The 22,960-nt window shown below is 48.3% G+C and carries 26 protein-coding genes, 1 tRNA gene and 1 pseudogene; 15 read left to right on the forward strand and 13 right to left on the reverse strand.

Features of this window, described 5'->3' with window-relative positions; translation table 11 throughout:
* Positions 1-2 precede the first annotated feature (2 nt).
* Positions 3-1,757, reverse strand: coding sequence for a DNA primase (dnaG, locus tag GZ59_RS02835; protein ID WP_011092297.1), 1,755 nt, complete (start codon positions 1,755-1,757; stop codon positions 3-5).
* 153 nt (positions 1,758-1,910) lie between these two features.
* On the reverse strand, positions 1,911-2,126 hold the full coding sequence (gene rpsU, locus GZ59_RS02840) for a 30S ribosomal protein S21 (RefSeq protein WP_001144069.1): 216 nt from the start codon (positions 2,124-2,126) through the stop codon (positions 1,911-1,913).
* A gap of 227 nt (positions 2,127-2,353) precedes the next feature.
* Between rpsU and tsaD the strand changes: the two genes are divergently transcribed.
* Entirely contained in the window at positions 2,354-3,367 is a 1,014-nt protein-coding gene (gene tsaD, locus GZ59_RS02845) for a tRNA (adenosine(37)-N6)-threonylcarbamoyltransferase complex transferase subunit TsaD (protein ID WP_011092298.1), read from the forward strand.
* A 94-nt stretch (positions 3,368-3,461) separates the two neighbouring features.
* Here the strand turns inward: tsaD and argR are convergent, their stop codons facing one another.
* Entirely contained in the window at positions 3,462-3,932 is a 471-nt protein-coding gene (gene argR / locus GZ59_RS02850) for a transcriptional regulator ArgR (protein WP_011092299.1), read from the reverse strand.
* Between the two features lie 470 nt (positions 3,933-4,402).
* Between argR and mdh the strand changes: the two genes are divergently transcribed.
* Positions 4,403-5,338, forward strand: coding sequence for a malate dehydrogenase (mdh, locus tag GZ59_RS02855; RefSeq protein ID WP_011092300.1), 936 nt, complete (start codon positions 4,403-4,405; stop codon positions 5,336-5,338).
* A 224-nt stretch (positions 5,339-5,562) separates the two neighbouring features.
* Here the strand turns inward: mdh and GZ59_RS02860 are convergent, their stop codons facing one another.
* A complete protein-coding gene (locus GZ59_RS02860) occupies positions 5,563-5,826 on the reverse strand; it encodes a helix-turn-helix domain-containing protein (protein WP_005971488.1) in 264 nt (87 codons plus the stop codon).
* A 187-nt stretch (positions 5,827-6,013) separates the two neighbouring features.
* Between GZ59_RS02860 and GZ59_RS02865 the strand changes: the two genes are divergently transcribed.
* A complete protein-coding gene (locus GZ59_RS02865; RefSeq protein ID WP_011092301.1) occupies positions 6,014-6,400 on the forward strand; it encodes a DNA-binding protein in 387 nt (128 codons plus the stop codon).
* 249 nt (positions 6,401-6,649) lie between these two features.
* Positions 6,650-7,024 (forward strand): DNA-binding protein, encoded by a 375-nt coding sequence (locus GZ59_RS02870; protein ID WP_039289959.1) that lies wholly within the window; start codon positions 6,650-6,652, stop codon positions 7,022-7,024.
* An 81-nt stretch (positions 7,025-7,105) separates the two neighbouring features.
* Here the strand turns inward: GZ59_RS02870 and ispB are convergent, their stop codons facing one another.
* Positions 7,106-8,077, reverse strand: coding sequence for an octaprenyl diphosphate synthase (gene ispB, locus GZ59_RS02875; protein ID WP_011092303.1), 972 nt, complete (start codon positions 8,075-8,077; stop codon positions 7,106-7,108).
* 256 nt (positions 8,078-8,333) lie between these two features.
* Here ispB and rplU point away from each other — a divergent pair, with 256 nt between their 5' ends.
* The 4 genes from rplU (at position 8,334) to cgtA (ending at position 11,407) form a co-directional block, all read left to right on the forward strand.
* Positions 8,334-8,645 carry a 50S ribosomal protein L21 gene (gene rplU, locus GZ59_RS02880; protein ID WP_011092304.1) on the forward strand — a complete coding sequence of 104 codons (312 nt, stop codon included), beginning with the start codon at positions 8,334-8,336 and terminating at the stop codon, positions 8,643-8,645.
* Between the two features lie 19 nt (positions 8,646-8,664).
* Positions 8,665-8,922, forward strand: coding sequence for a 50S ribosomal protein L27 (gene rpmA, locus GZ59_RS02885; protein ID WP_005971498.1), 258 nt, complete (start codon positions 8,665-8,667; stop codon positions 8,920-8,922).
* An 89-nt stretch (positions 8,923-9,011) separates the two neighbouring features.
* Positions 9,012-9,974, forward strand: coding sequence for a DMT family transporter (locus tag GZ59_RS02890; protein WP_011092305.1), 963 nt, complete (start codon positions 9,012-9,014; stop codon positions 9,972-9,974).
* Positions 9,975-10,234: 260 nt separating this feature from the next.
* A complete protein-coding gene (gene cgtA / locus GZ59_RS02895) occupies positions 10,235-11,407 on the forward strand; it encodes an Obg family GTPase CgtA (RefSeq protein ID WP_011092306.1) in 1,173 nt (390 codons plus the stop codon).
* A 70-nt stretch (positions 11,408-11,477) separates the two neighbouring features.
* Here cgtA and dacB read toward each other — a convergent pair whose 3' ends face one another.
* Positions 11,478-12,911, reverse strand: a complete 1,434-nt coding sequence (dacB, locus tag GZ59_RS02900; protein ID WP_011092307.1) for a serine-type D-Ala-D-Ala carboxypeptidase — start codon at positions 12,909-12,911, stop codon at positions 11,478-11,480.
* 268 nt (positions 12,912-13,179) lie between these two features.
* Here dacB and greA point away from each other — a divergent pair, with 268 nt between their 5' ends.
* The gene (gene greA, locus GZ59_RS02905; protein WP_011092308.1) at positions 13,180-13,659 is read left to right on the forward strand and encodes a transcription elongation factor GreA; all 480 of its coding nucleotides are present in this window, start codon (positions 13,180-13,182) and stop codon (positions 13,657-13,659) included.
* A gap of 127 nt (positions 13,660-13,786) precedes the next feature.
* Here the strand turns inward: greA and yhbY are convergent, their stop codons facing one another.
* A complete protein-coding gene (gene yhbY / locus GZ59_RS02910) occupies positions 13,787-14,080 on the reverse strand; it encodes a ribosome assembly RNA-binding protein YhbY (RefSeq protein WP_010283039.1) in 294 nt (97 codons plus the stop codon).
* Positions 14,081-14,224: 144 nt separating this feature from the next.
* Between yhbY and rlmE the strand changes: the two genes are divergently transcribed.
* The 6 genes from rlmE to GZ59_RS02940 all read left to right on the forward strand — a co-directional run bounded on the left by rlmE (position 14,225) and on the right by GZ59_RS02940 (position 19,839).
* Positions 14,225-14,854, forward strand: coding sequence for a 23S rRNA (uridine(2552)-2'-O)-methyltransferase RlmE (gene rlmE, locus GZ59_RS02915; protein ID WP_011092309.1), 630 nt, complete (start codon positions 14,225-14,227; stop codon positions 14,852-14,854).
* A 47-nt stretch (positions 14,855-14,901) separates the two neighbouring features.
* Positions 14,902-16,848, forward strand: a complete 1,947-nt coding sequence (ftsH, locus tag GZ59_RS02920) for an ATP-dependent zinc metalloprotease FtsH (protein WP_039289965.1) — start codon at positions 14,902-14,904, stop codon at positions 16,846-16,848.
* A 118-nt stretch (positions 16,849-16,966) separates the two neighbouring features.
* A complete protein-coding gene (folP, locus tag GZ59_RS02925; RefSeq protein ID WP_011092311.1) occupies positions 16,967-17,800 on the forward strand; it encodes a dihydropteroate synthase in 834 nt (277 codons plus the stop codon).
* 7 nt (positions 17,801-17,807) lie between these two features.
* Positions 17,808-19,145 (forward strand): phosphoglucosamine mutase, encoded by a 1,338-nt coding sequence (gene glmM, locus GZ59_RS02930; RefSeq protein WP_011092312.1) that lies wholly within the window; start codon positions 17,808-17,810, stop codon positions 19,143-19,145.
* A gap of 250 nt (positions 19,146-19,395) precedes the next feature.
* Complete coding sequence (gene secG / locus GZ59_RS02935) at positions 19,396-19,728, forward strand: preprotein translocase subunit SecG (protein ID WP_011092314.1); 333 nt, start codon at positions 19,396-19,398, stop codon at positions 19,726-19,728.
* 24 nt (positions 19,729-19,752) lie between these two features.
* Positions 19,753-19,839, forward strand: a tRNA-Leu gene (locus tag GZ59_RS02940).
* 430 nt (positions 19,840-20,269) lie between these two features.
* Here the strand turns inward: GZ59_RS02940 and GZ59_RS23795 are convergent.
* From GZ59_RS23795 to GZ59_RS24025, 6 genes and pseudogenes are all read right to left on the reverse strand, one after another.
* Complete coding sequence (locus GZ59_RS23795) at positions 20,270-20,521, reverse strand: hypothetical protein (RefSeq protein ID WP_051122318.1); 252 nt, start codon at positions 20,519-20,521, stop codon at positions 20,270-20,272.
* Between the two features lie 259 nt (positions 20,522-20,780).
* Entirely contained in the window at positions 20,781-20,969 is a 189-nt protein-coding gene (locus GZ59_RS23800; RefSeq protein ID WP_039289967.1) for a hypothetical protein, read from the reverse strand.
* Between the two features lie 64 nt (positions 20,970-21,033).
* Entirely contained in the window at positions 21,034-21,465 is a 432-nt protein-coding gene (locus GZ59_RS23805; protein WP_228729509.1) for a phosphopantetheine-binding protein, read from the reverse strand.
* A 95-nt stretch (positions 21,466-21,560) separates the two neighbouring features.
* Positions 21,561-21,977, reverse strand: coding sequence for a condensation domain-containing protein (locus GZ59_RS02955; protein ID WP_039289969.1), 417 nt, complete (start codon positions 21,975-21,977; stop codon positions 21,561-21,563).
* Positions 21,901-22,314 carry a lysozyme gene (locus GZ59_RS22555; RefSeq protein ID WP_162837365.1) on the reverse strand — a complete coding sequence of 138 codons (414 nt, stop codon included), beginning with the start codon at positions 22,312-22,314 and terminating at the stop codon, positions 21,901-21,903. Before GZ59_RS22555 ends, GZ59_RS02955 begins: the two co-directional genes overlap by 77 nt.
* A 46-nt stretch (positions 22,315-22,360) precedes the next feature.
* Positions 22,361-22,784, reverse strand: a pseudogene (locus tag GZ59_RS24025) (DUF2589 domain-containing protein).
* Between the last annotated feature and the right edge of the window lie 176 nt (positions 22,785-22,960).

Raw genomic sequence — 22,960 nt, forward strand, 5'->3', positions numbered from 1 at the left:
TATCAGTGTCTTCTGGTCAATGCCAGTTGCAACGACCAAAGCTCTTTTTTTTCTTTGGCGTTGAGCCCATGCGTTCTGTCACGGGCAATCAATGTATCTTGTCGCTGTTTCAACAGCTGATCGTAGAGTTCTGCCAGACTGATTCTGAACTTCTCGTCTAGCTCTTCCTCTTCGATCATATGGTTCCATGAAGCCATGGTTTCAAGTTGCTTGCGGTATTTGCTGTCACGATATTTTTCCAACAGCAGACCCATATTCATACCAGGGCTGGCGTTGCAGGTTTTCACCAAATCCTGAAACAGTGATAAACCGGCAACTTTGTCTTCTTCAATGCCCTCTAGCGCGAGGTCAGGAACCTCTGCTGCCAGTCTCGGGTTTTGTACTAAAAGTCCTACAAGTATACGCATAGTTGTGACTTTTAGTTGTGGCTGCTGGTAGGATTGAGCCTGATCTGCCACTTTGGGCAGCAGTCTGTCCAACTGACTGTCGTCTAAAATCCCCAGCTTGTTGCCGAGCTGCTGGCGTAAATACAGCCGCAGCGTTTCTCCCGGAACTTGGCCTATTAGCGGTAATGCCAGCGTACTTAGCTTCGTACGACCATCGGGTGAGCTCATATCCACCTGCTGTTGCAGTGTCTCAAACAGAAACTGCGACAGCGGGAGAGCGTGTTCCATGCGCTGCTCAAATACTGCTTTGCCTTCTTTACGCACCAGCGTGTCGGGATCTTCACCGTCTGGCAGGAACATAAAGCGTAACTGACGACCATCGTTCAAATAGGGTAGCGCAGTTTCCAGCGCGCGCCATGCCGCTTCGCGTCCGGCACGGTCTCCGTCGTAACAACACACCACCAGGTCTGTGGCGCGAAATAGTAACTGAATGTGATCGGCTGTCGTGGAGGTGCCCAGCGAGGCCACCGCATAATCAATACCAAACTGTGCCAGCGCCACCACATCCATATAGCCCTCAACAACCAACAATCGCTTGAGTTCTGGATGGTTTTGCTGTGCTTCATACAGGCCGTACAGTTGGCGACCTTTATGAAAAATCTCTGTTTCGGGCGAGTTAAGGTACTTTGGGGTACCGTCGCCTAATACGCGTCCGCCGAAGGCTATTACTCGACCCCGTTTGTCGCGGATGGGGAACATCACACGCTCGCGGAAGCGGTCATACGTTCGACCCTGATCGTTAGTCACCAGCATGCCGGCATCGTTCAATGTGCTGCGATCGTCATTATTGCGGCCAAAGCGTTTTAAAACGTTATCCCAGCCGGGCGGAGCGAAACCAATCGCAAAATGGCTGATAACTTCTGCACTTAAACCGCGCTGTTGCAGATATTGCAACGCTGATGTTCCGATCGATTGGCTCAGTGCTTGCTGATAGAACCCGCTAAGCTGTCCCATCAATTCGTACAGACTTTGCCGTTGGTGACGCTCTAACTGGGTTGGGCCCGTGCCAGTTTCATAAGGCACTTCGAGACCGTATTGTGTGGCCAGTTCTTCAATGGTTTCAACGAATTCGAGACGATCGTAATTCATCAAAAAGTCAATGGCGTTGCCGTGTGCGCCACAGCCAAAACAGTGATAGAACTGTTTGTCACCGTTTACGGTGAATGAGGGGGTTTTTTCGTGATGGAACGGACAACACGCATGGTAGTTTTTTCCCTGCTTTTTCAGTTTGACGCGCGCGTCAATGAGATCGACGATGTCGGTGCGAGCCAGCAGGTCATTAATAAATACGCGTGGAATTCGTCCAGCCATAAGCCCCTAGTGTATACCTTTCTGTAACGTGGCTACATTGGATATAGCTTATAAACGACAACAAGCCGCGCTTCCTTACGGAAAGCACGGCCTTCGTATGCAACTGCTAAGTCTGCGGATTAATCACGCGTTGGAGGGAAACCCTCCTGAAAATTAATACAGACGAGTGCGGCGTGCGTTTTCTCGAGCCAATTTCTTCGCGTGACGTTTCACTGCAGAAGCTTTGGCGCGCTTACGTTCGGTCGTTGGTTTTTCATAAAACTCACGACGACGAACTTCAGCCAGAACGCCCGCTTTTTCACAGGAACGTTTGAAGCGACGTAGAGCTACGTCGAACGGCTCGTTTTCACGTACTTTAATTACCGGCATGTGCCTCTCACCTCAATAAATTCGGTTTGCCGCTGGCCTTGTGCCAGCCTTTTCAAAATGGTGCGGAATTCTACTGCAAACGTGACGCCTTTGTAAAGCATTGCGGTGATCATAAAACACCCAGCCGCGGCCAGCGCAGAAATCAGGTCGCTTATGGTAGACTATCCGCAGTTTGAAGCAAGCGGCATTTAACGAATTCTCGTATCGTCACCAAAGTAGGAACAGTAATGCGCGTATTGGGTATCGAAACATCCTGTGATGAAACCGGAGTGGCTATTTATGACACGGAGGCGGGTTTACTCGCCAATCAGCTATACAGTCAGGTCAAATTACATGCTGATTACGGTGGCGTCGTGCCTGAGCTCGCCTCACGCGATCACGTGCGCAAAACGGTTCCTTTGATTCAGGCAGCGCTGCGTGAAGCTGGGTTACAGGCTGACGATATCGATGGTGTGGCTTACACCGCCGGCCCTGGTTTGGTTGGCGCGTTATTGGTGGGGGCGACAGTCGGCAGGTCGTTGGCGTTCGCTTGGGAGGTGCCAGCGGTCCCTGTGCACCATATGGAAGGGCATTTGCTGGCGCCGATGCTGGAAGATAATCCTCCAGCGTTTCCCTTCGTAGCGCTGCTGGTTTCTGGTGGTCATACGCAGCTCATCAGCGTGACAGGCATTGGCGAATACCGCTTGCTGGGTGAGTCGGTTGACGATGCGGCGGGTGAAGCGTTTGATAAAACGGCGAAGTTGCTGGGATTGGATTATCCCGGTGGTCCAATGCTGTCGAAAATGGCGCAGGCAGGTGATTCCCAACGCTTTACCTTTCCGCGTCCGATGACCGATCGTCCGGGGTTAGATTTCAGCTTTTCCGGGCTAAAAACGTTTGCTGCGAATACGATCCGTAGCAACGGTGATGACGATCAAACGCGTGCCGATATTGCGCGTGCCTTTGAGGATGCCGTCGTGGATACGCTGGCCATCAAGTGTCGTCGTGCGTTGGATGATACGGGCTTTAAACGACTGGTCATGGCCGGTGGTGTAAGCGCCAATCGAACATTGCGTCAGCGCTTAGGTGAGGTGATGGCAAAACGCGGTGGTGAAGTGTTTTACGCGCGTCCCGAATTCTGCACGGATAATGGCGCGATGATTGCCTATGCGGGCAGCGTACGTCTACTTCATGGTGCGAGCCAGACGCTGGGCGTATCTGTTCGTCCACGTTGGCCGTTGGCTGATTTGCCTGCGGTGTAGTCCGATTGGTACTCGCTACGTGTAGCGGGTCTACACGTAGCAAGGAAAAGGTAGCAAAGAACGAGTAACAAAAAACGGCAGCGGACGAGCGGAATTACAGCTCTTGTTCGAATAGCACCAGAATCGCTTCGTAAAGTTGTTTGACGCTGAAGCCTCTTGCCGGGGTGGTGAAGATGGTGTCATCACCTGCGATGGTGCCAAGAATACCCTCTGACTTCCCTAGTGAGTCCAGCAGACGAGCAATGAGCTGCGCGGCTCCTGGGCTGGTATGGATCACGACGACTGCATCGTTGTAGTCCACGTCCAGCACAAGGTTTTTTAGTGGGCTGGATGTGGTAGGGACGCCGAGTTCAGCAGGGAGGCAATACACCATTTCCATTTTGGCATTGCGTGTGCGCACCGCACCAAATTTCGTTAGCATGCGTGACACTTTGGATTGATTGATATTTTCAAATCCTTCGTCTTGCAATGCGTGAACAATTTCACTTTGAGAGCTGAACTTTTCTTCTTTTAACAACGCTTTGAACGCTTTAACGAGATCTTCTTGTTTTGTCGAATTTCGCATTCTGCACCGGATTAATTGTTATGGTTAATCTCTCTATTATGCAGTTGTGTGAATTTTTATGCAATTAAATTGCGTATAATTCCAGTCTATTTCCCCATATATGCGCTAGTCGCTGTTTTCAAAAAAATTCAGCTTTCCGGATAGTCCGAAAAATGCGTCCTGAGTCACATAAAAGTAAAGGAAATGTTATCAGAATGATGTTGTTTGGACGCCATTGATCGGTGTAATGTAGCCCACTGGTTAAACGCACGTGAATGAACACCACGTTATAGCTCAATAGCTTATTAACTTTACTTACCTTTCAAACGAATGGTCGTTTTTGGTTTATTATTAGAGACATAGCGAATTTTTTTGTCTCTCGTTCATTTGTAGAAAGATAAGTAGATTGGTTTTATCCCCACTTTTATATTCTGTTTATAACCAAATGAATTCACGGCACTTTTTTATTTTACGATAATAAGGAGTTTAGGATGAAAGTTGCAGTTCTCGGAGCAGCAGGTGGTATCGGTCAGGCACTCGCACTCCTCCTCAAAACCCAGCTTCCTTCAGGTTCAGAACTATCCCTCTACGATATCGCTCCGGTAACGCCGGGTGTTGCCGTCGATCTGAGCCATATTCCTACAGCAGTGAAGATCAAAGGCTATAGCGGTGAAGATGCTAAACCGGCGCTTGCTGGTGCGGATATCGTGCTGATTTCTGCCGGTGTGGCACGTAAACCTGGCATGGATCGTTCCGATCTGTTCAACGTCAATGCTGGCATTGTACGTAACCTGGTTGAGCAAATCGCGATTACCTGCCCGAAAGCCTGTATCGGTATAATCACCAACCCAGTGAACACGACCGTTGCCATCGCAGCAGAAGTGCTGAAAAAAGCAGGCGTGTATGACAAAAACAAACTGTTCGGTGTAACTACGCTGGATATCATCCGTTCCAACACGTTTGTTGCTGAATTGAAAGGCAAGCAGCCGCAGGATATTAACGTGCCGGTTATCGGCGGGCACTCTGGCGTGACAATTCTGCCTCTGCTGTCTCAGGTTTCAGGCATCAGCTTCAGCGAGCAGGAAGTGGCCGATCTGACCAAACGTATCCAGAATGCGGGCACCGAGGTTGTTGAAGCCAAAGCAGGTGGCGGATCGGCAACGCTGTCTATGGGTCAAGCCGCTGCGCGTTTTGGTCTGTCTCTGGTCCGCGCGCTGCAAGGCGAAAACGGTGTGGTGGAATGTGCATACGTTGAAAGTGACGGCAAACATGCGCGCTTCTTTGCTCAACCAATTCTGTTAGGTAAAGATGGCGTCGCTGAGCGTAAAGACATCGGCACATTAAGTGCTTTTGAGCAAAACGCGCTTAGCAGCATGCTGGATACGCTGAAGCAGGATATTGAGTTAGGCGAGACGTTCATCAAGTAATTGATTACCCGTCATACTTCAAGCTGCATGTGCGTTGGCAATACTTGGCTCATTTCTGAGCCTCGCCCTAGAGGGCCTCGCTCACCCCAGTCACTTACTTATGTAAGCTCCTGGGGACTCTCTGCGTCGCAGCCAGCCTGCAACTCGAATTATTTAGGGTATTATTGAATGTTAATAATACGCAGAATAAAAAGCCGGAGATGTCTATCTCCGGCTTTTCTTTTTTAATCGGGGCGGATGAGTTTTTTTCTATCGATAAGCTCATTGGTTTCTGGATTGTAGTACCTGCTTGGCCAAATCTCTGATGGGTGAATACTCAGCGCATCGGCGATAAGCCATTCTCCCTTGGGCCAAGGGCGCGAGAGCGCGTTGGCTAGCGTAGATGAGCTTAATCCGGCCGCTCGCGATACCGCCGCCAGCGTCGTATTTTTCTTGCGCAGTGCAGCAATGATATCAGCGGGATGCCAGTCTTGTTTCCTTAAAATCATATTCCTTCCCTTATTTGCTATAAGACGACTGTAGATTAGTGGTATAAATAACGGATGTTAGTTATATGCCGGACTAACATGACATTATTATTTGGAAATAATATAGCATTAATTTTTCTTAAAACTCTCAATTAATTTCCAAATAAGCGCGTTTTTGTTAGGGATGGCACTATCAGGATGAATGGCAATGAAAAAAGAGTGGTTTGCTACCAGCGAATTGGTTGGAGTAGGCGGCCTTCCGAAATCAAGACAAGGATTGAATAAGCGCGCCCGCGAGGATGGATGGGAGAAGCGTCGCCGTAAAGGTGTCCAAGGAAGAGGAGTGGAGTACTTAATTCACAGCTTGCCGGATACGGTAAAAAAGTCCCTATTACTCGAAATCGAGCCTTCCGCCTACTCGGCGAAACAGCCTGCAGCGCTAGCTGTATGGATGCAAATTTATCAGCAACTATCTGAAAAAGAAAGAGATGAGCTAATCGCTTATATTCTGCGAATCGGGGTGTCCGCCACGCTGAGCCAGTTAGGCATCACTCCGTCGGATGAGGAACCTGTCTCATCAATGGTGATTGACTGATTCCGCTGCTGGCGATCTCTTCGATCGTTAATCGCAGCGATGAGAAGGAACCTGTATTTTCTTTCGCTTTGTAGGTCTGTTCTGGTCGCGATGTTTTGGCATCGCGTTGGACTTCATCATTTCTTCTATTGCTTAGATGTGTCGGTAACGTGTAAAAGTTAGCGGTTTAGGTAATTATAGTCTACTATATGGAAACTTTTAGGTGAATTGACGCAATGCCTGTTCAAAACAAACAAGGGAGTGACGAGTATGGACAAAGAATGGTTTGCAACAAGTGAGTTGGTTGGCGTAGGTGGGTTGCCTAAGTCACCACAGGGACTGAATAAACGGGCACGAGACGACGGTTGGGAAAAACGCAGGCGGAAAGGGATTCAAGGACGTGGCGTAGAATACTCTATTCGCAGTTTGCCCAATGAGGTCAGGAATTCTCTGTTAGTGAAAGAGAATCCTCCAACAGAATATTATCGTATCGATAATGAGCCGACGCTGCTGTCATCATGGGTGCATATTTTCCATCAGCTATCCGTTGATGAACGAGCTCGACTGATTAATTTCATCTTGCGTGAAGGAACAATAGCGATGTTGTCTCGGCTGGATGATGTCACAATCGATCAGACTGCCTAGTCTGTCGAGCAAGTAGCGCTGCCGGGCAGCGCTACTCAGGCAATAACCAACGTTCTTGTCAGATAAAAATCTAACACCATGCTAGAAATCGCGCTGTACGGCTAAGTGGGCGAGTCCTTCAAGTGCCATACGGTATGGCGTTTTCGGTAGCAGTTGTAGCGCGTTGATCGCTTTATCTGCCTCTTCTTCGGCACGTTGACGCGTGTAATCAAGTGAACCGCATTGCTGCATCGCGGCAAGAATAGGCTCCAGCAGGTGACGCCCGTTTCCTTCTTCAATCGCCTGACGAATTAGCGAACTCTGTTCCGCATTACCCTGACGCATAGCGTGTAACAGTGGTAGCGTTGGCTTGCCTTCATTGAGGTCATCGCCCGTGTTTTTGCCCAACGTTTTACCGTCTGCACTGTAGTCAAGCAGATCGTCAATTAACTGGAACGCGGTGCCAAGATAGCGTCCATAGTCCTGAAGTGCTTTTTCTTGCTCTGGCGTAGCGCCTGCAAGGATGGATGAGGATTGAGCTGCGGCTTCAAATAAACGCGCCGTTTTGCTGTAAATGACGCGCATATAACTTTCTTCTGTGATATCCGGGTCGTTGCAATTCATTAACTGCAAGACCTCCCCTTCAGCAATCACGTTGACTGCTTCTGACATCAGTGCCAGCACGCGTAAGGATTCGAGGCTGGTCATCATCTGGAAGGCGCGGGTATAGATAAAGTCCCCAACCAGCACGCTCGCCGCGTTGCCGAAGGCCGCATTCGCTGTCGCTTTACCTCGGCGCATGTCGGATTCATCTACCACATCATCATGCAGCAGCGTTGCGGTATGGATAAATTCGATCAGTGCGGCGACGGTGACGTGTTTATCACCGTTATAGGCAAGGGCTCTGGCTGCAAGCACAGCAATCATTGGACGTATACGTTTCCCACCACCGCTAATGATGTAATGACCAAGCTGGTTGATCAAAACGACGTCGGAATTCAGTTGTTCAAGAATGACTTTATTAACAGCCGCCATATCCTGTGTGGTTAATGTTGTAATTTGTTCTAGATTCATGGTTTGTGCCAACGTATGTCTTCAACACTGCCGTAAGATTGCTGCTGCATATCGGCAAGACGAAACTGATTGCGCCGATTGTACTTGAAAAATGAGAGAGATAAACGGCAGTTCATACGTTGTATTCTTTTTCTTCACATCCGTTGATTATGCACTTGTCATCCTCAGTATTTTTGCGTAGAATTCGCGCCCTATTATGAATATTTATAGCGCGCTCTGAAACCTATTAACGGGTGCGCGGAAAGCGGAGTTTTATATGTACGCAGTTTTCCAAAGTGGTGGTAAACAACACCGAGTAAGCGAAGGGCAAACCGTTCGCTTGGAAAAGCTGGACATCGCAACTGGTGAAGCCGTTGAGTTTGACCTAGTTCTGATGGTTGCCAACGGTGAAGAAATCAAAATCGGCGTTCCTTACGTTGATGGCGGTAAAATCAAAGCTGAAGTTGTTGCTCATGGTCGTGGCGAAAAAGTGAAGATCGTTAAGTTCCGTCGCCGTAAACACTACCGTAAGCAAGCAGGCCATCGTCAGTGGTTCACTGACGTGAAAATTACCGGCATCAGCGCTTAAGACTAGGAGAGCGGATTAAATGGCACACAAGAAAGCTGGCGGTTCAACCCGTAACGGTCGTGACTCTAACGCACAACGTCTGGGCGTAAAACGTTTTGGCGGCGAAAGTGTATTGGCTGGTAACATCATCGTTCGTCAACGTGGCACCAAATTCCACGCAGGAACTAATGTTGGCTGCGGGAAAGACCATACTCTGTTTGCTTTGACTGACGGTAAAGTTCAGTTTGAAGTTAAAGGCCCAAAAAACCGTAAATTTATCAGCATCGTTGCTGAATAATTTTTCGCGTTAGGTCTTACGGATTTAAGCCCCGCAATTCTTTGCGGGGCTTTTTACATTCTGATTCTGAGTAAACCATCTGGATAAGTATGAATACTAAACAACAGACGGGTATCGGTCTCTGTCTGGCGCTTACCACGGCTGTTTGTTGGGGGGCGTTGCCGATAGCCATGAAACAGGTTCTGGTAGTTATGGAGCCTTCTACTATTGTTTGGTATCGCTTTCTTATCGCGTCGATTGGACTCGGCATTATTCTGTCATCCCGTAAGAAGTTACCGCCAATGCGAGTTTTCCGTCATCGGCGTTGGTGGGTTCTGCTGCTGATTGCGACGGCGGGCTTATTAGGTAATTTTGTTTTCTTTAGCTCGTCTCTGCAATATCTGAGTCCGACAGCGTCTCAGGTTATTGGACAGCTTTCCCCAGTTGGTATGATGTTCGCCAGCGTACTAATCCTTAAGGAAAAGATGCGTGGCACGCAGATCATTGGGGCAATCATGCTGATCTGTGGTCTGATTTTATTCTTTAATACCAGCCTGATTGAGATTTTTACCCGGTTAACAGACTACACGCTGGGTGTACTGCTCGGCGTTTGCGCATCGGCAGTATGGGTATCTTATGGTGTAGCGCAGAAAGTCCTGTTACGGCGTCTGACATCGCAGCAGATTCTGTTTCTGCTCTATGTTCTGTGTGTTGTCTTTATCACGCCTTTTGCCAAGCCTGACGTTATTTTCCAGCTTAGCGGGTGGCAGTTTATCTGCCTACTATTCTGCGGCGCGAATACATTGATTGGGTATGGCGCGCTAGCGGAGGCGATGGCTCGCTGGCAAGCGTCACAGGTTAGCGCGGTTATTACCTTGACGCCGCTGTTTACACTGTTGTTTTCTGATTTACTTGCGTTGGGGTGGCCGAGTTTTTTCGCTGCGCCGGTGCTGAACTGGATTGGCTATTTTGGCGCGTTTGTCGTTGTTGCTGGTGCTATGTTTTCCGCTATCGGACACCGTTTCCTCCCCGGAAAAAAAGAACCAGTACCACCATTGATGGCGCAAAAGTAGATTAAGAAAAGCGTATTGCGGCAGGTCACTGCCATCTTTTGACATTTTGCATGCGTTGTTTATTTTTAATACAGATGAAATTATTGAGGCAGGCAGGTACAATCCTGCTCCTTTGCTGGAATGCGTTCTAGTGCGTCAGTTTTTTAATGGTGAGTAGAAATACGCTACATGCCTTAAAATCAAAAAGTTACGCCAAAGAGAACCAATAACAAGCCTAAAACACGTAGATATTCTCTATTGGTTTTTTGCGGAGAGAATCAATGAAGTTTGTAGATGAAGCCACAATTCTGATTGTGGCGGGCGATGGCGGTAACGGTTGTATCAGCTTTCGCCGTGAAAAATATATTCCCAACGGTGGTCCAGATGGCGGCGACGGTGGTGACGGCGGCGATGTCTATCTGCTGGCAGACGAAAATCTGAACACGCTGATCGACTATCGTTTTGAAAAATCCTTCCGTGCTGAGCGTGGACAAAACGGGCAAAGCCGCGACTGTACGGGTAAACGCGGCAAAGATATTACGATTAAAGTCCCTGTTGGTACCCGTGTTCTTGATCAGGGAACCGGCGAAGTGCTGGGCGATATGACACGTCATCAACAGAGCCTGATGGTCGGGAAAGGCGGTTGGCATGGTTTGGGCAACTCGCGTTTTAAATCGTCCGTCAACCGTGCTCCCCGTCAGAAAACCAACGGTACGAAGGGCGAAGAACGTGAGTTGACGCTGGAGCTGTTGCTGCTGGCTGACGTGGGGATGCTTGGCCTGCCTAATGCGGGTAAATCTACCTTTATTCGTGCGGTATCTGCGGCGAAGCCGAAAGTAGCCGATTATCCGTTTACTACGCTGGTGCCTAGCCTTGGCGTGGTCCGTATGGATAGTGAGCAGAGCTTTGTTGTGGCGGATATCCCCGGTTTGATCGAAGGGGCATCCGACGGTGCTGGACTGGGAATTCGTTTCCTGAAGCACCTTGAGCGCTGCCGTGTGCTGCTACATTTGGTTGATCTGGCGCCGATCGATGAGTCAAATCCGATTGAAAATGCCAAAGTTATTATCAACGAGTTAGAGCAGTATGGCGCTGGTTTGGCAGAAAAACCGCGTTGGCTGGTTTTCAACAAAGTTGATTTGATCGACAAGGCTGAAGCAGAAAAACGCGCTAAAGAGATTGCGGCTGCGCTTGGCTGGGACGATAAATACTATCTGATCTCTGCGGCAAACCGTGAAGGCGTCAACCCACTTTGCTGGGATGTGATGAACTTCCTGAAAGCCAATCCGAAAATGATGGCTATTGCTGAAAGTGCGCCGGAAAAAGTTGAGTTCATGTGGGATGATTATCACCGTGAACAACTGGCTGAAGTAGAAAAAGAAGCCGAAGAAGAGTGGGATGATGACTGGGACGATGAAGACGATGAAGGCGTTGAGATTATCTACCAAAAATAATTCATTCTTCTGCTAGTCAATTTTCGCCTATCACGGCCTTACCCTGTCAGGGTAAGGCCGTATTCTTATATTAGTTGCTCTGATAAATGTCTTTGTAGAGACGGCTTTCAAATCTCACCAGAGGGACGCGACGTGCGCGCTGGTCTTCTGGCGGTACGGCATAGCCAGACAGGAACTGGACAAATGCCATACGCTGGCCGCTCGCGGTGGTAATGAACCCCGCCAGATTGTATACGCCCTGTAACGCCCCAGTTTTAGCCGAAACTTTGCCGTCAACGCCAGCTTCATGCAGGCCGCCACGATAGCGTAGCGTGCCGTCATAGCCGGAAAGTGGGAGCATCGTGATGTAATTCAGCTCATTATCATGCTGCGCGATGTACTGTAATACCTGCATCATCGTTTCCGGTGAAATCAGGTTGTGCCGTGACAGACCTGAACCATCCACAACAATACTGTTTCCTAAATCTACACCCGCCTTCTGCCTCAGGATCTGACGCACAGCATCGGCACCTGCACGCCATGTGCCTGGCACGCTAAAGCGCTCATGCCCAATGGTACGAAAAACCGTATCGGCAATCATGTTGTCCGATTTTTTCAGCATGATAGTGAGCAGGTCGTGTAGCGGAGGCGATTGTGTCTGGGTTAGCACAGTCCCGGCTGGCCCCGGCTGCGTCTGGCGGCGCAAACTACCTTTAATGCGGATATCCGCCTGCTGAAGTTCATCTTTAACGATAGCGCCAGCATAGCTAGCCCCATCCTGAATCGCGAACGCCAACGGAAGTGGTTCTGTTCGCTGGGTTAGGCAGCCAGTGAGCGTAAAGCGATTCAATTCTCCGGGGACCACGTCCAGTTCGCAGTACTGGGCATCGGTAGATCCTTTAGCCAGCGTGCGCACCTCGCTGAACATCTGTACCGGATAATAGGATGCAACGCGGATAAAGGCGTTATCACCCGCTTTAGGCGCGCTGTAGAGTGAGACGGAAAAGCAGTTACGATCGACAATTGCAGCGCCCGGCGGGGCACTGAAACACTGTGTCATGTCGTTCCAAGGCCAGCCTGGTGCTTTGTCGTGACTGGCAAAAACGGAGGTATCGATTAGCACATCGCCTGCGATTTCCCGTATTCCTCGTTTCCTTAATTCCTGCACCATATTCCGTATTTGTTGGCGCTTCAGGGTCGGGTCACCGCTAAACCGTACGATCAGGTTGCCGTTTAGCAGGCTGCCGGTAACTGGGCCATGACTTTCCATCGTAGTGATGAATCGATAATCCGGACCCAATTGCAGTAATGCAGCTAATGCGGTTATCACCTTTTGCGTACTGGCAGGAAGCGCCATTTGCTGGCTATTGAAGGCCATGCTGGGTGTTGTTGCGCCAACTTTTTGTACCAATAACGCCAAATTGGCGCCATCAGGCAAATATTGACGATGATCTTCAACAGAAGCTGCATTGGCATGCAGAACAAAAGCGCAGGCAAGTCCGGTAACAATCGATGAAAAACGCATAATCTCAGCTAAGAACGGGGTAACGTGTGGTCATACTACGGCGCAATAAGGTCTAAAGTAAACGATGACCCTCATTGAACTCTGGGGTAAAATACGTATCAAAATGCAAAACCGCTGCTAGCCTGGATATTTTGTTCTGGGGCTGGTTGCTTTTGTTTTATGTCCAGTGAGGACTGGCACGTTGCAGAGACTCCGTCGCCTTTGATTTTTAGCGCGTCAGGATGACGATTATTTGAGTCTTACGGACTTTTTTAGAGGTATAGACAATATGAAACAATATCCGATGACGTTGCGTGGTGCTGAAAAATTGCGCGAAGAGCTTGATCATCTGAAATCTGTGCGCCGACCTGAGATTATTACGGCGATTGCGGAAGCACGTGAGCACGGCGATCTGAAAGAAAATGCAGAATATCATGCTGCACGTGAGCAGCAGGGTTTCTGCGAAGGGCGTATTCAAGACATTGAAGCCAAACTGTCTAACGCGCAGATTATCGATGTTACGAAAATGGCCGCTAACAACGGGCGTGTCATTTTTGGTGCAACCGTGGCGGTGATGAATCTGGATAGCGAGGAAGAGCAAACCTACCGGATTGTTGGCGATGACGAAGCGGATTTTAAGCAAAATCTGATTTCTGTTAACTCTCCGATCGCGCGTGGCCTGATCGGTAAAGAACAAGATGATGTCGTTGTCATCCGTACGCCGGGCGGCGACGTGGAATACGAAGTACTGAAGGTCGAATATCTATAAATTTACCATTTTGTTGATTAAAACAGCAAAAATTGTAAAGAAAAGAAAAAGGCCGCTTGCGGCCTTTTCTCTAACCGAGAGGCATGGCACCTTTCCGTTAAAGCTGAGTATCCTGAAATAAAAAGTGTTATCGTGGTAACACAATTTTACGTTCTTTCGCAGGGCGGTAGAGCACCAGCGTATGGCCGATGACCTGTACGTTAGCGGCACCCGTTTCACGAACAATCGCTTCAACAATCAAGGCTTTGGTTTCGCGATCTTCTGTCGCTACTTTTATCTTGATCAGTTCGTGATGCGCTAATGCTTGTTCGATCTCAGCCAGAACACCTTCGGTGAGACCGTTATTACCTAGCATGACAACCGGTTTTAGCGGATGTGCCAAGCCTTTCAGGTGTTGTTTTTGTTTATTACTTAGGTTCATTGTCTTTTTTACTTAGGTTGGGATTGAAAACGGTTCATTCTACCGCCATCTCATGATTATAACCAATTTGACTGTTCTGATTGGTAATATGTGAGAAGTTTCTTCCCCACCACGAGCGTGTTACTGAGAATAGTTGGAAAATCGATGGCGAATAAAAAGCGTTCTGCAAGCTCCAGTCGCTGGTTGCAGGAACACTTTAGCGATAAATATGTGCTGCAGGCCCAGAAAAAAGGCCTGCGCTCACGTGCTTGGTTTAAACTTGACGAAATACAGCAGAGCGACAAACTGTTTAAACCCGGCATGACAGTTGTGGATTTAGGCGCAGCACCTGGTGGTTGGTCACAATATGTGGTCACGCAAATTGGTGGAAAGGGTCGAATTATCGCGTGTGATATTTTACCGATGGATCCGATTGTTGGCGTCGATTTCCTGCAAGGGGACTTTCGTGATGAACTGGTCCTCAAAGCCTTGCTCGAAAGAGTTGGCGATAGCAAAGTTCAGGTGGTGATGTCTGACATGGCCCCTAACATGAGTGGTACACCAGCTGTTGATATTCCGAAATCGATGTATCTGGTTGAATTAGCACTTGGTATGTGTCGGGATGTATTAGCGCCAGGCGGAAGTTTCCTGGTGAAAGTGTTTCAGGGAGAAGGCTTTGATGAATACCTGCGGGAAATTCGCTCCCTGTTTACGAAGGTGAAAATTCGTAAACCAGACGCTTCACGTGCCCGGTCTCGTGAAGTGTATATTGTAGCGACAGGGCGCAAACTGTAGTACCCTAACGCTGTTTTTTAACACAGTTGTAATATGAGGTTAATCCCTTGAGTGACATGGCGAAAAACCTAATTCTCTGGTTAGTCATCGCAGTTGTGCTGATGTCTGTTTTCCAGAGCTTTGGGCCCAGCGAGTCGAATGGCCGTAGGGTGGATTATTCAACCTTCTTGACCGAAGTGAATCAGGATCAGGTCCGTGAAGCACGTATTAACGGGCGTGAGATCAGTGTTATCAAAAAAGACAGCAACAGATACACGACTTACATTCCTGTCAATGACCCCAAGCTACTGGATAACCTGCTAACGAAGAACGTGAAAGTCGTTGGTGAACCACCGGAAGAGCCGAGTTTGTTGGCTTCTATCTTTATTTCCTGGTTCCCGATGCTGTTACTGATTGGTGTCTGGATCTTCTTCATGCGTCAAATGCAAGGCGGCGGCGGTAAAGGTGCCATGTCCTTCGGCAAGAGCAAAGCGCGTATGTTGACTGAAGATCAGATCAAGACGACGTTTGCTGATGTAGCCGGTTGCGACGAAGCGAAGGAAGAGGTTAGCGAGCTGGTCGAGTACCTGCGTGAACCTAGCCGTTTCCAGAAACTGGGTGGTAAAATTCCATCAGGCATTTTGATGGTCGGGCCGCCGGGAACCGGTAAAACATTGCTGGCGAAAGCCATTGCCGGTGAAGCGAAAGTGCCTTTCTTTACGATTTCCGGTTCTGACTTCGTTGAAATGTTTGTCGGTGTCGGTGCCTCCCGTGTTCGTGACATGTTCGAACAGGCGAAGAAAGCTGCACCCTGCATCATCTTTATCGATGAAATCGACGCCGTTGGCCGTCAACGTGGCGCAGGTTTAGGCGGTGGTCACGATGAACGTGAACAAACGCTGAACCAAATGCTGGTTGAGATGGACGGCTTTGAAGGCAACGAAGGCATTATTGTTATTGCGGCGACTAACCGTCCCGATGTTCTGGATCCCGCGTTGCTGCGTCCAGGCCGTTTTGACCGTCAGGTTGTTGTTGGTCTGCCGGATGTTCGCGGTCGTGAACAAATTCTGAAAGTCCATATGCGTCGCGTACCGCTATCTCCAGATATGGATGCGTCAGTTATCGCGCGTGGTACGCCAGGCTTCTCTGGTGCGGATTTGGCTAATCTGGTTAACGAAGCTGCATTGTTCGCTGCTCGTGGCAACAAACGTGTTGTTTCGATGGTCGAGTTCGAGAAAGCTAAAGACAAAATCATGATGGGTGCAGAGCGCCGCTCCATGGTAATGACGGAAAAGCAAAAAGAATCGACGGCGTATCATGAAGCCGGACACGCCATCATCGGTCGTCTGGTGCCAGAGCACGATCCGGTACATAAAGTAACGATCATTCCGCGTGGTCGCGCACTAGGCGTAACGTTCTTCCTGCCTGAAGGGGATGCGATCAGCGCTAGCCGTCAGAAGCTGGAAAGCCAGATCTCTACGTTGTACGGCGGTCGACTGGCCGAAGAGATTATTTACGGCGTAGAACATGTCTCTACTGGCGCGTCCAATGACATCAAAGTCGCAACGTCGATTGCCCGTAACATGGTTACGCAGTGGGGCTTTTCTGAAAAACTCGGTCCATTGCTCTATGCGGAAGAAGACGGTGAAGTATTCCTCGGTCGCTCCGTAGCAAAAGCCAAGCACATGTCAGATGAAACGGCACGCATCATCGATCAGGAAGTGAAATCTCTGGTTGAACGTAACTACTTGCGTGCTCGCGAACTGTTGATGGCAAATATGGACATCCTTCATTCAATGAAAGACGCGTTGATGAAGTATGAAACCATTGATGCGCCGCAGATCGATGACCTGATGGGACGTAAGAAAGATGTACGTCCGCCTGCGGGTTGGGAAGAGTCTCGCTCTGACAACGATTCTGGTAACGGTGGTGCACCTAAAGCCCCTACGCCTGTCGATGAGCTGCAAACGCCTAATCCAGATAACACAATGTCTGAGCAAGTGGACGACAAATAATTCGCTCGTGATAGACATCTGTAACGTTACGAAACCCCAGCTCAGGCTGGGGTTTTTTACGAGTAATGTTCTTCAAATCATACTCCATGCTAACTACACCAGAATGCGGAGGTAAAACATGCAACTGGTTGCCAGAGACTCAACGCTGGACCTTTCCTGTCCACACGTCATGGGCATTCTTAATGTTACGCCGGACTCTTTTTCCGATGGCGGCAAGCACAACAAGTTCGATACCGCATTACTGCACGTTCAAGAGATGATTACCGCTGGTGCGACCCTGATCGATATTGGCGGTGAATCGACGCGCCCCGGTGCGGATGAGGTGAGCACAGAAGAAGAGCTGGAACGCGTGGTGCCTGTGATCGAAGCTATTGCTAAACGTTTTGACGTATGGATTTCGGTCGATACTTCAAAACCGGAAGTGATGATGGCATCGGCGCTGGCGGGAGCGCACCTGATTAATGATATCCGCGCTTTGCAAGAGCCTGGTGCTCTGGAGGCTGCGGCGGCAACAGGTTTGCCAGTGTGCCTGATGCACATGCAGGGTATGCCGAGAACCATGCAGCACAAACCTCATTATGATGATCTGATGCAGGACATCGGGAATTTCTTACAACAGCAGATTGAACGCTGTGTGAGCGCAAATATTCCGAAAAGTAAGCTATTGCTGGATCCTGGGTTCGGATTCGGTAAGAATCTTGCCCATAATTACGCGCTTCTGGCTCGCCTGAGCGAGTTACATCGTTTTGAACTGCCGCTTCTGGTTGGCATGTCGAGGAAGTCCATGATTGGACAGCTCCTCAATGTACCGCCTGCACAGCGTGTTCATGGTAGCGTCGCTTGCGCAGTGATCGCTGCGATGCAGGGTGCACAGATTATTCGCGTTCACGATGTTAAAGAAACGGCTGATGCCATGCGCATTGTTGAGGCCACCCTTTCTGCGAAGGAATAAAAACAAGATGAGTAACCGCAAATATTTTGGTACCGATGGTATACGTGGCAAGGTTGGTGATACGCCGATTACACCTGACTTTGTGCTTAAACTGGGTTGGGCTGCTGGGAAAGTGCTAGCGCGACATGGTTCTCGTAAAATTATTATCGGCAAAGATACCCGTATTTCTGGCTATATGTTGGAGTCTGCTCTGGAAGCTGGGCTGGCCGCTGCCGGTTTGTCGGCTTCTTTTACCGGCCCGATGCCTACGCCTGCGGTTGCTTATCTCACTCGAACATTCCGTGCTGAAGCAGGTATCGTTATTTCTGCTTCTCACAATCCTTATTATGACAACGGTATTAAATTCTTCTCGATTGACGGCACAAAGCTACCTGATGACGTGGAGGAAGCCATTGAAGCTGAGATGGAAAAACCGCTGACGTGTGTTGAGTCTTCAGAGTTAGGTAAAGCGAGTCGCATTGTTGACGCTGCCGGGCGCTATATCGAATTTTGTAAGGGGACTTTCCCGGGCGAACTGAGTCTTAATGGCTTAAAGATTGTCGTCGATTGTGCCAATGGCGCTACCTACCATATTGCGCCCAGTGTTTTGCGTGAGCTTGGTGCTAAAGTCATCGCGATTGGCTGTGAGCCGGATGGCATGAATATCAACGAAGAGTGCGGTGCAACGGATGTCAGACAGCTACAGGCTCGCGTGCTGGCTGAAAAGGCGGATGTTGGGCTGGCATTCGACGGCGATGGCGATCGACTCATTATGGTCGACCATTTGGGTAACAAGGTCGATGGCGATCAGATTCTGTATATCATCGCCCGCGAAGGCTTACGTCAGGGACAACTACGCGGCGGTGCGGTAGGTACCCTGATGAGTAACATGGGGCTTGAGGTCGCGTTAAAGCAACTCGGTATCCCGTTTGCTCGTGCCAAGGTGGGCGACCGCTATGTGTTAGAAATGATGCAGACAAAAGGGTGGCGCATTGGTGCGGAAAACTCCGGCCATGTCATCCTGTTAGATAAAACCACGACGGGCGATGGTGTGATTGCCGGTTTGCAAGTACTTACTGCGATAGTGAAAAACCATATGAGTCTGCATGATTTATGCAGCGGTATGAAGTTATTCCCACAGATTCTGGTTAACGTGCGGTTTACGGGTGAAAACGATCCGCTGGAAGACAAAAGTGTGCAGCAGATTACGCAGGATGTAGAAAAAGAGTTGGCCGGACGCGGGCGAGTATTACTGCGTAAATCTGGTACTGAACCACTTATCCGCGTGATGGTTGAAGGTGAACACGAAGAGACAGTAATAGCGCAGGCGAATCGTATTGCTGATGCAGTGAAAGCCGTCAGTTGAGGTTTTTTTGATTCACCAATCAGGTAGATAAGGCTTTCGAGATAGACCTTGTGTCGAAAGCCGCTGTTTTTTTCTGCAATCAACCTGTGGTGACCAAATTACCCTTGCGTACGTTACATCCTTTGGTTAGTATTCAGACCCGCTTGATAAGGGATGTACCATACATCCTGCTTAGCGGAATGACGCGCGGTTTACCGCCAGAATATAGCATCTCCATGAATCATGGGGAAAACGGTTAACGGGTACGACTATGTACGAAGCTCTGTTAGTAATTTTCCTGTTAGTGTCGATCGGGTTAGTTGCCTTGATCATGCTTCAGCAGGGTAAAGGTGCTGATATGGGAGCCTCGTTCGGAGCAGGTGCTTCTGCCACTTTGTTCGGTTCGAGCGGCTCTAGTAATTTCATGACCCGCATGACGGCGATACTGGCGACCCTGTTCTTCATTATCAGTCTTATTCTGGGCAACTTGAGTACGCTGCAGAAAAAAGGCGGTGCATGGGATAACCTGAGCCAGCCAGAAAAAGTCGAGCAGACGACAACGCCTGTTGCGCCTTCAACGCCGGCAAGTGACATTCCGAAGTAAGCGTTTTAAAGCAGTAATTGTGATGCCGTGGTGGTGGAATTGGTAGACACGCTACCTTGAGGTGGTAGTGCCCGATTGGGCTTACGGGTTCAAGTCCCGTCCTCGGTACCAACATAAAAAATAGACGTCGATAGACGTCTATTTTTTTGTCTTTAATTTACTGTCTCAGCCTTACAGGCGCACCAACTGCTTGCCAAAGTGTTTTCTGTCTAATAAGTCGATAAAGGCTTGAGGCGCGTTCTCTATTCCCTCAATAATATTCTCCCGATATTTCAATCGTCCTTTCTCAACGGCATCGAGTAGCCAAATATCGGCTTCCGCATTACTACTTTGGGTTTGGCTATTTTATTCAGGCCAAAATATGCGGAACGTCCCAGTGTTCCTGCTGCCCCAAAAAAAATAGAAGGCGACAACGTCGTCGGCAGTACGCGATGAGTAATAAAATCCTGAGGTGTGCCAACATAGTATTTCTGCCGGCCTGAAAAGGTGAATACGCAGTCTCCAAACTGAAATTTTGGATTTTTCGTTGCTACGATATTACCTATTGTTTCTCCTTAAATAACCTATCCCGGCTTGATAGGGCTAACAAAGGCCGTATTTTGCTGAGTCGAGTGCGTGTGTATTGGTCAATAGATAGCCACTTATTTTCAACTATGTATTCGCCGGATTGTAACGCATTGATCTGGCGCTCTTCGAACCTGAAATTCTCTAACTGGGCTGGGCCATCAGGATGGTGAGCGAGTACGATTAGTTTATTTGTTAACGGGTTCATAATATCCCCTATATTTATCATTCATTACGCATGGCTTGATGGCTGGTTCAGGCAGCGTTATCGTGCGCATGTGAAGACCAGCGATATTTTGGCCATTTGAGGCTGAAAATGACGATGGCTTTTATCAGATAGGTCAAAATCCACACCAATGAGACTTCGTTCTATATTTTGGTGTAGCGTGGGGTGCCATAGTTAGGAAGTGTTTTCAGTCTTGGCGTAGCTTATTCCGCTAATGTCTGTATGACCTGACGCCCGAGCATGCTGTAAATGCTGAAGATAATCACGGTGGACATTGCGCCGCTGACGGATAAAAAGACGTACCGGTAAATAAGGCGACATTCTGCGCAAAATACGCCAGACGTTCAGCTTCATTCATGTTTGCTGAACCGTCGATGTTGATCTCTGGCGTAGGCTGGTCCAACACTAATACGGTGGGTATCATGCCTTTTTCCGCGAACTGCTGCGCCATTTCAAAAGCGATAGTTGCGCCGAGAGACCATCCTCCGAGTACCAGACGAGATTAATGAACGATGTCACCAGCCTGTGAAAGATAGAAAGCGCAATCGTTTTGATATCGGCGTTATAAGGTTGGTTAACGCTAAAATTGGGCACCTGAATACCGTAGATCGGATAGCTTTCGCCCAATTTACGCGCCAGCCTGGAATGACACAGCACGTTACCGCCCGCTGGGTGGATAGAAGCAAGGTGGGGTTATCTTCAGGCTGCCCACGATTGAGAGTCACCCTTGCTGTTTGAGTCTGGGATCCTTTTTCTTCAATCACGCGGGCCAACTGGGTAATGCTGCTGTTTTCAAACAACTGCCCCAGAGACAGGGATGTCCCAAAATGCTGATTAACGCTGAGGATAAGTTTTAACGCGCTGAGAGAATTCCCGCCAAGCGTGAGGAAGCTCTCCTGCGTATCAACGGTATCGTTTTGTAAAATATCGCGATAAATCTTATGCAGGTTGTGTTAGTGCTGATTTTCTGGCGCATGGAACGAGACATTTTTTTCCACCGAAGGCAGAGGTAACGCGGCATAATTTATCTTACCGCTGGCGGTTAATTGCTTAGCATAAGCTTGATGGTGGTGCTGGAGAATAATGCATTGCTGTAGTTCATAGTAAACAGCAAACCGCCATTATCTCTATCTTCTTCTATCCATAAATTCAGATCTACTTTGGCACTGCCATAATCGACTTTTAGCAGTTTATATTTTATTCCGCTATTTCGACTGTGAAAATGAGGCAATACCTGATACGGCAATATTTCCTGAAACAGTGGGTTTATTTGGGGGGTACGAGTATAGGTGATTTCATCCAGAATATAATTGAATGGCACATCCTGATACTTCATGGTTTCTTCACATTCTATGCGGGCAGCATCAATCAGATGAATAATACTAGCGTATCTCCCTGCAACAGGCGAAAGTAATTCTATATTTACGGCATAAAAGTCCTTCCACGACTTTTTCACCATCTTTACCCCACCGTGGAAACTGTTCGGTAGCGGCGTTATAGTCGCCCTGATTAAACCGGCGTAATAATGTCGATTTCTCCAAGTTTTCTACTCCTAGATAGTAAGTAAATGAGGTTAATGCGCCAAATTTATTTCCATTGAGATCAAATTTTACGTACTTCTGAACTCCAGTTTTCGCTGTTTTTAAGTTTTTACATAATAGAAATTCAGCCTCCTGAGAGGTGGTCTCATTATCAAAATTTTCATTTTTCAGTATTAAATGTCCATATCCAATGGTCCATCTTCCTGCTGTGTCAAGATACCTTGTTAATCTCAGACCTTCAACGTTATTAGTCAGATCAAGGCCAGCCTAGTTGATTGTATTTGGAATTTTAGTCATTTTTTTATTCCTCTTGGGTTATTTGGGGGAGAATAAGATTAGTATATTCATCAATTAACCGCATAATGCTTTCTAGTGGATCGATCGAAGTAAACTGCATTTCTATATCGACGTGCTGACTATTTCTTCCCTTTTTATCTTCTCCAGCATCAATCCTCGTGGAGTAGAAAGGGCGACCAGGGCAGCTCGACGTGGTGCCGAGGATCGAGCTGAATCGTAATTATCTTTGGGGTTAACGCGCCATCTGCATCACGTTCAAAAAAAAGGATCTAGCGTTTGTTGATATTGATGAGCAATAAATTGATTGGCGGCGGTAGCCGCGTGCTGCATGCAGCGAGTAATGTCTGCAAATGTCATTGCCTTTGATGACGTAACGTGATTTTCTCTTGGATATTATCCACATTATCTGGTTTTTTATTTTTCCCCATAATTCAATTTTTGAATGAAATTTTCTCTCCTTATCTTATTTTTAGTTGCTAAGCGTAAGCAGCCTAGAGGGAAATAAATGATGATTTTAGAAAGTGTTAATAGCTAATAAAATAGGGTCACATCAGTCATTGTGTTGGATATGTCATGCAATGTGTCATAGGCCATTTATTCATGG

Source organism: Pectobacterium atrosepticum (assembly GCF_000740965.1).
GTDB classification, from domain to species: Bacteria; Pseudomonadota; Gammaproteobacteria; order Enterobacterales; family Enterobacteriaceae; genus Pectobacterium; species Pectobacterium atrosepticum.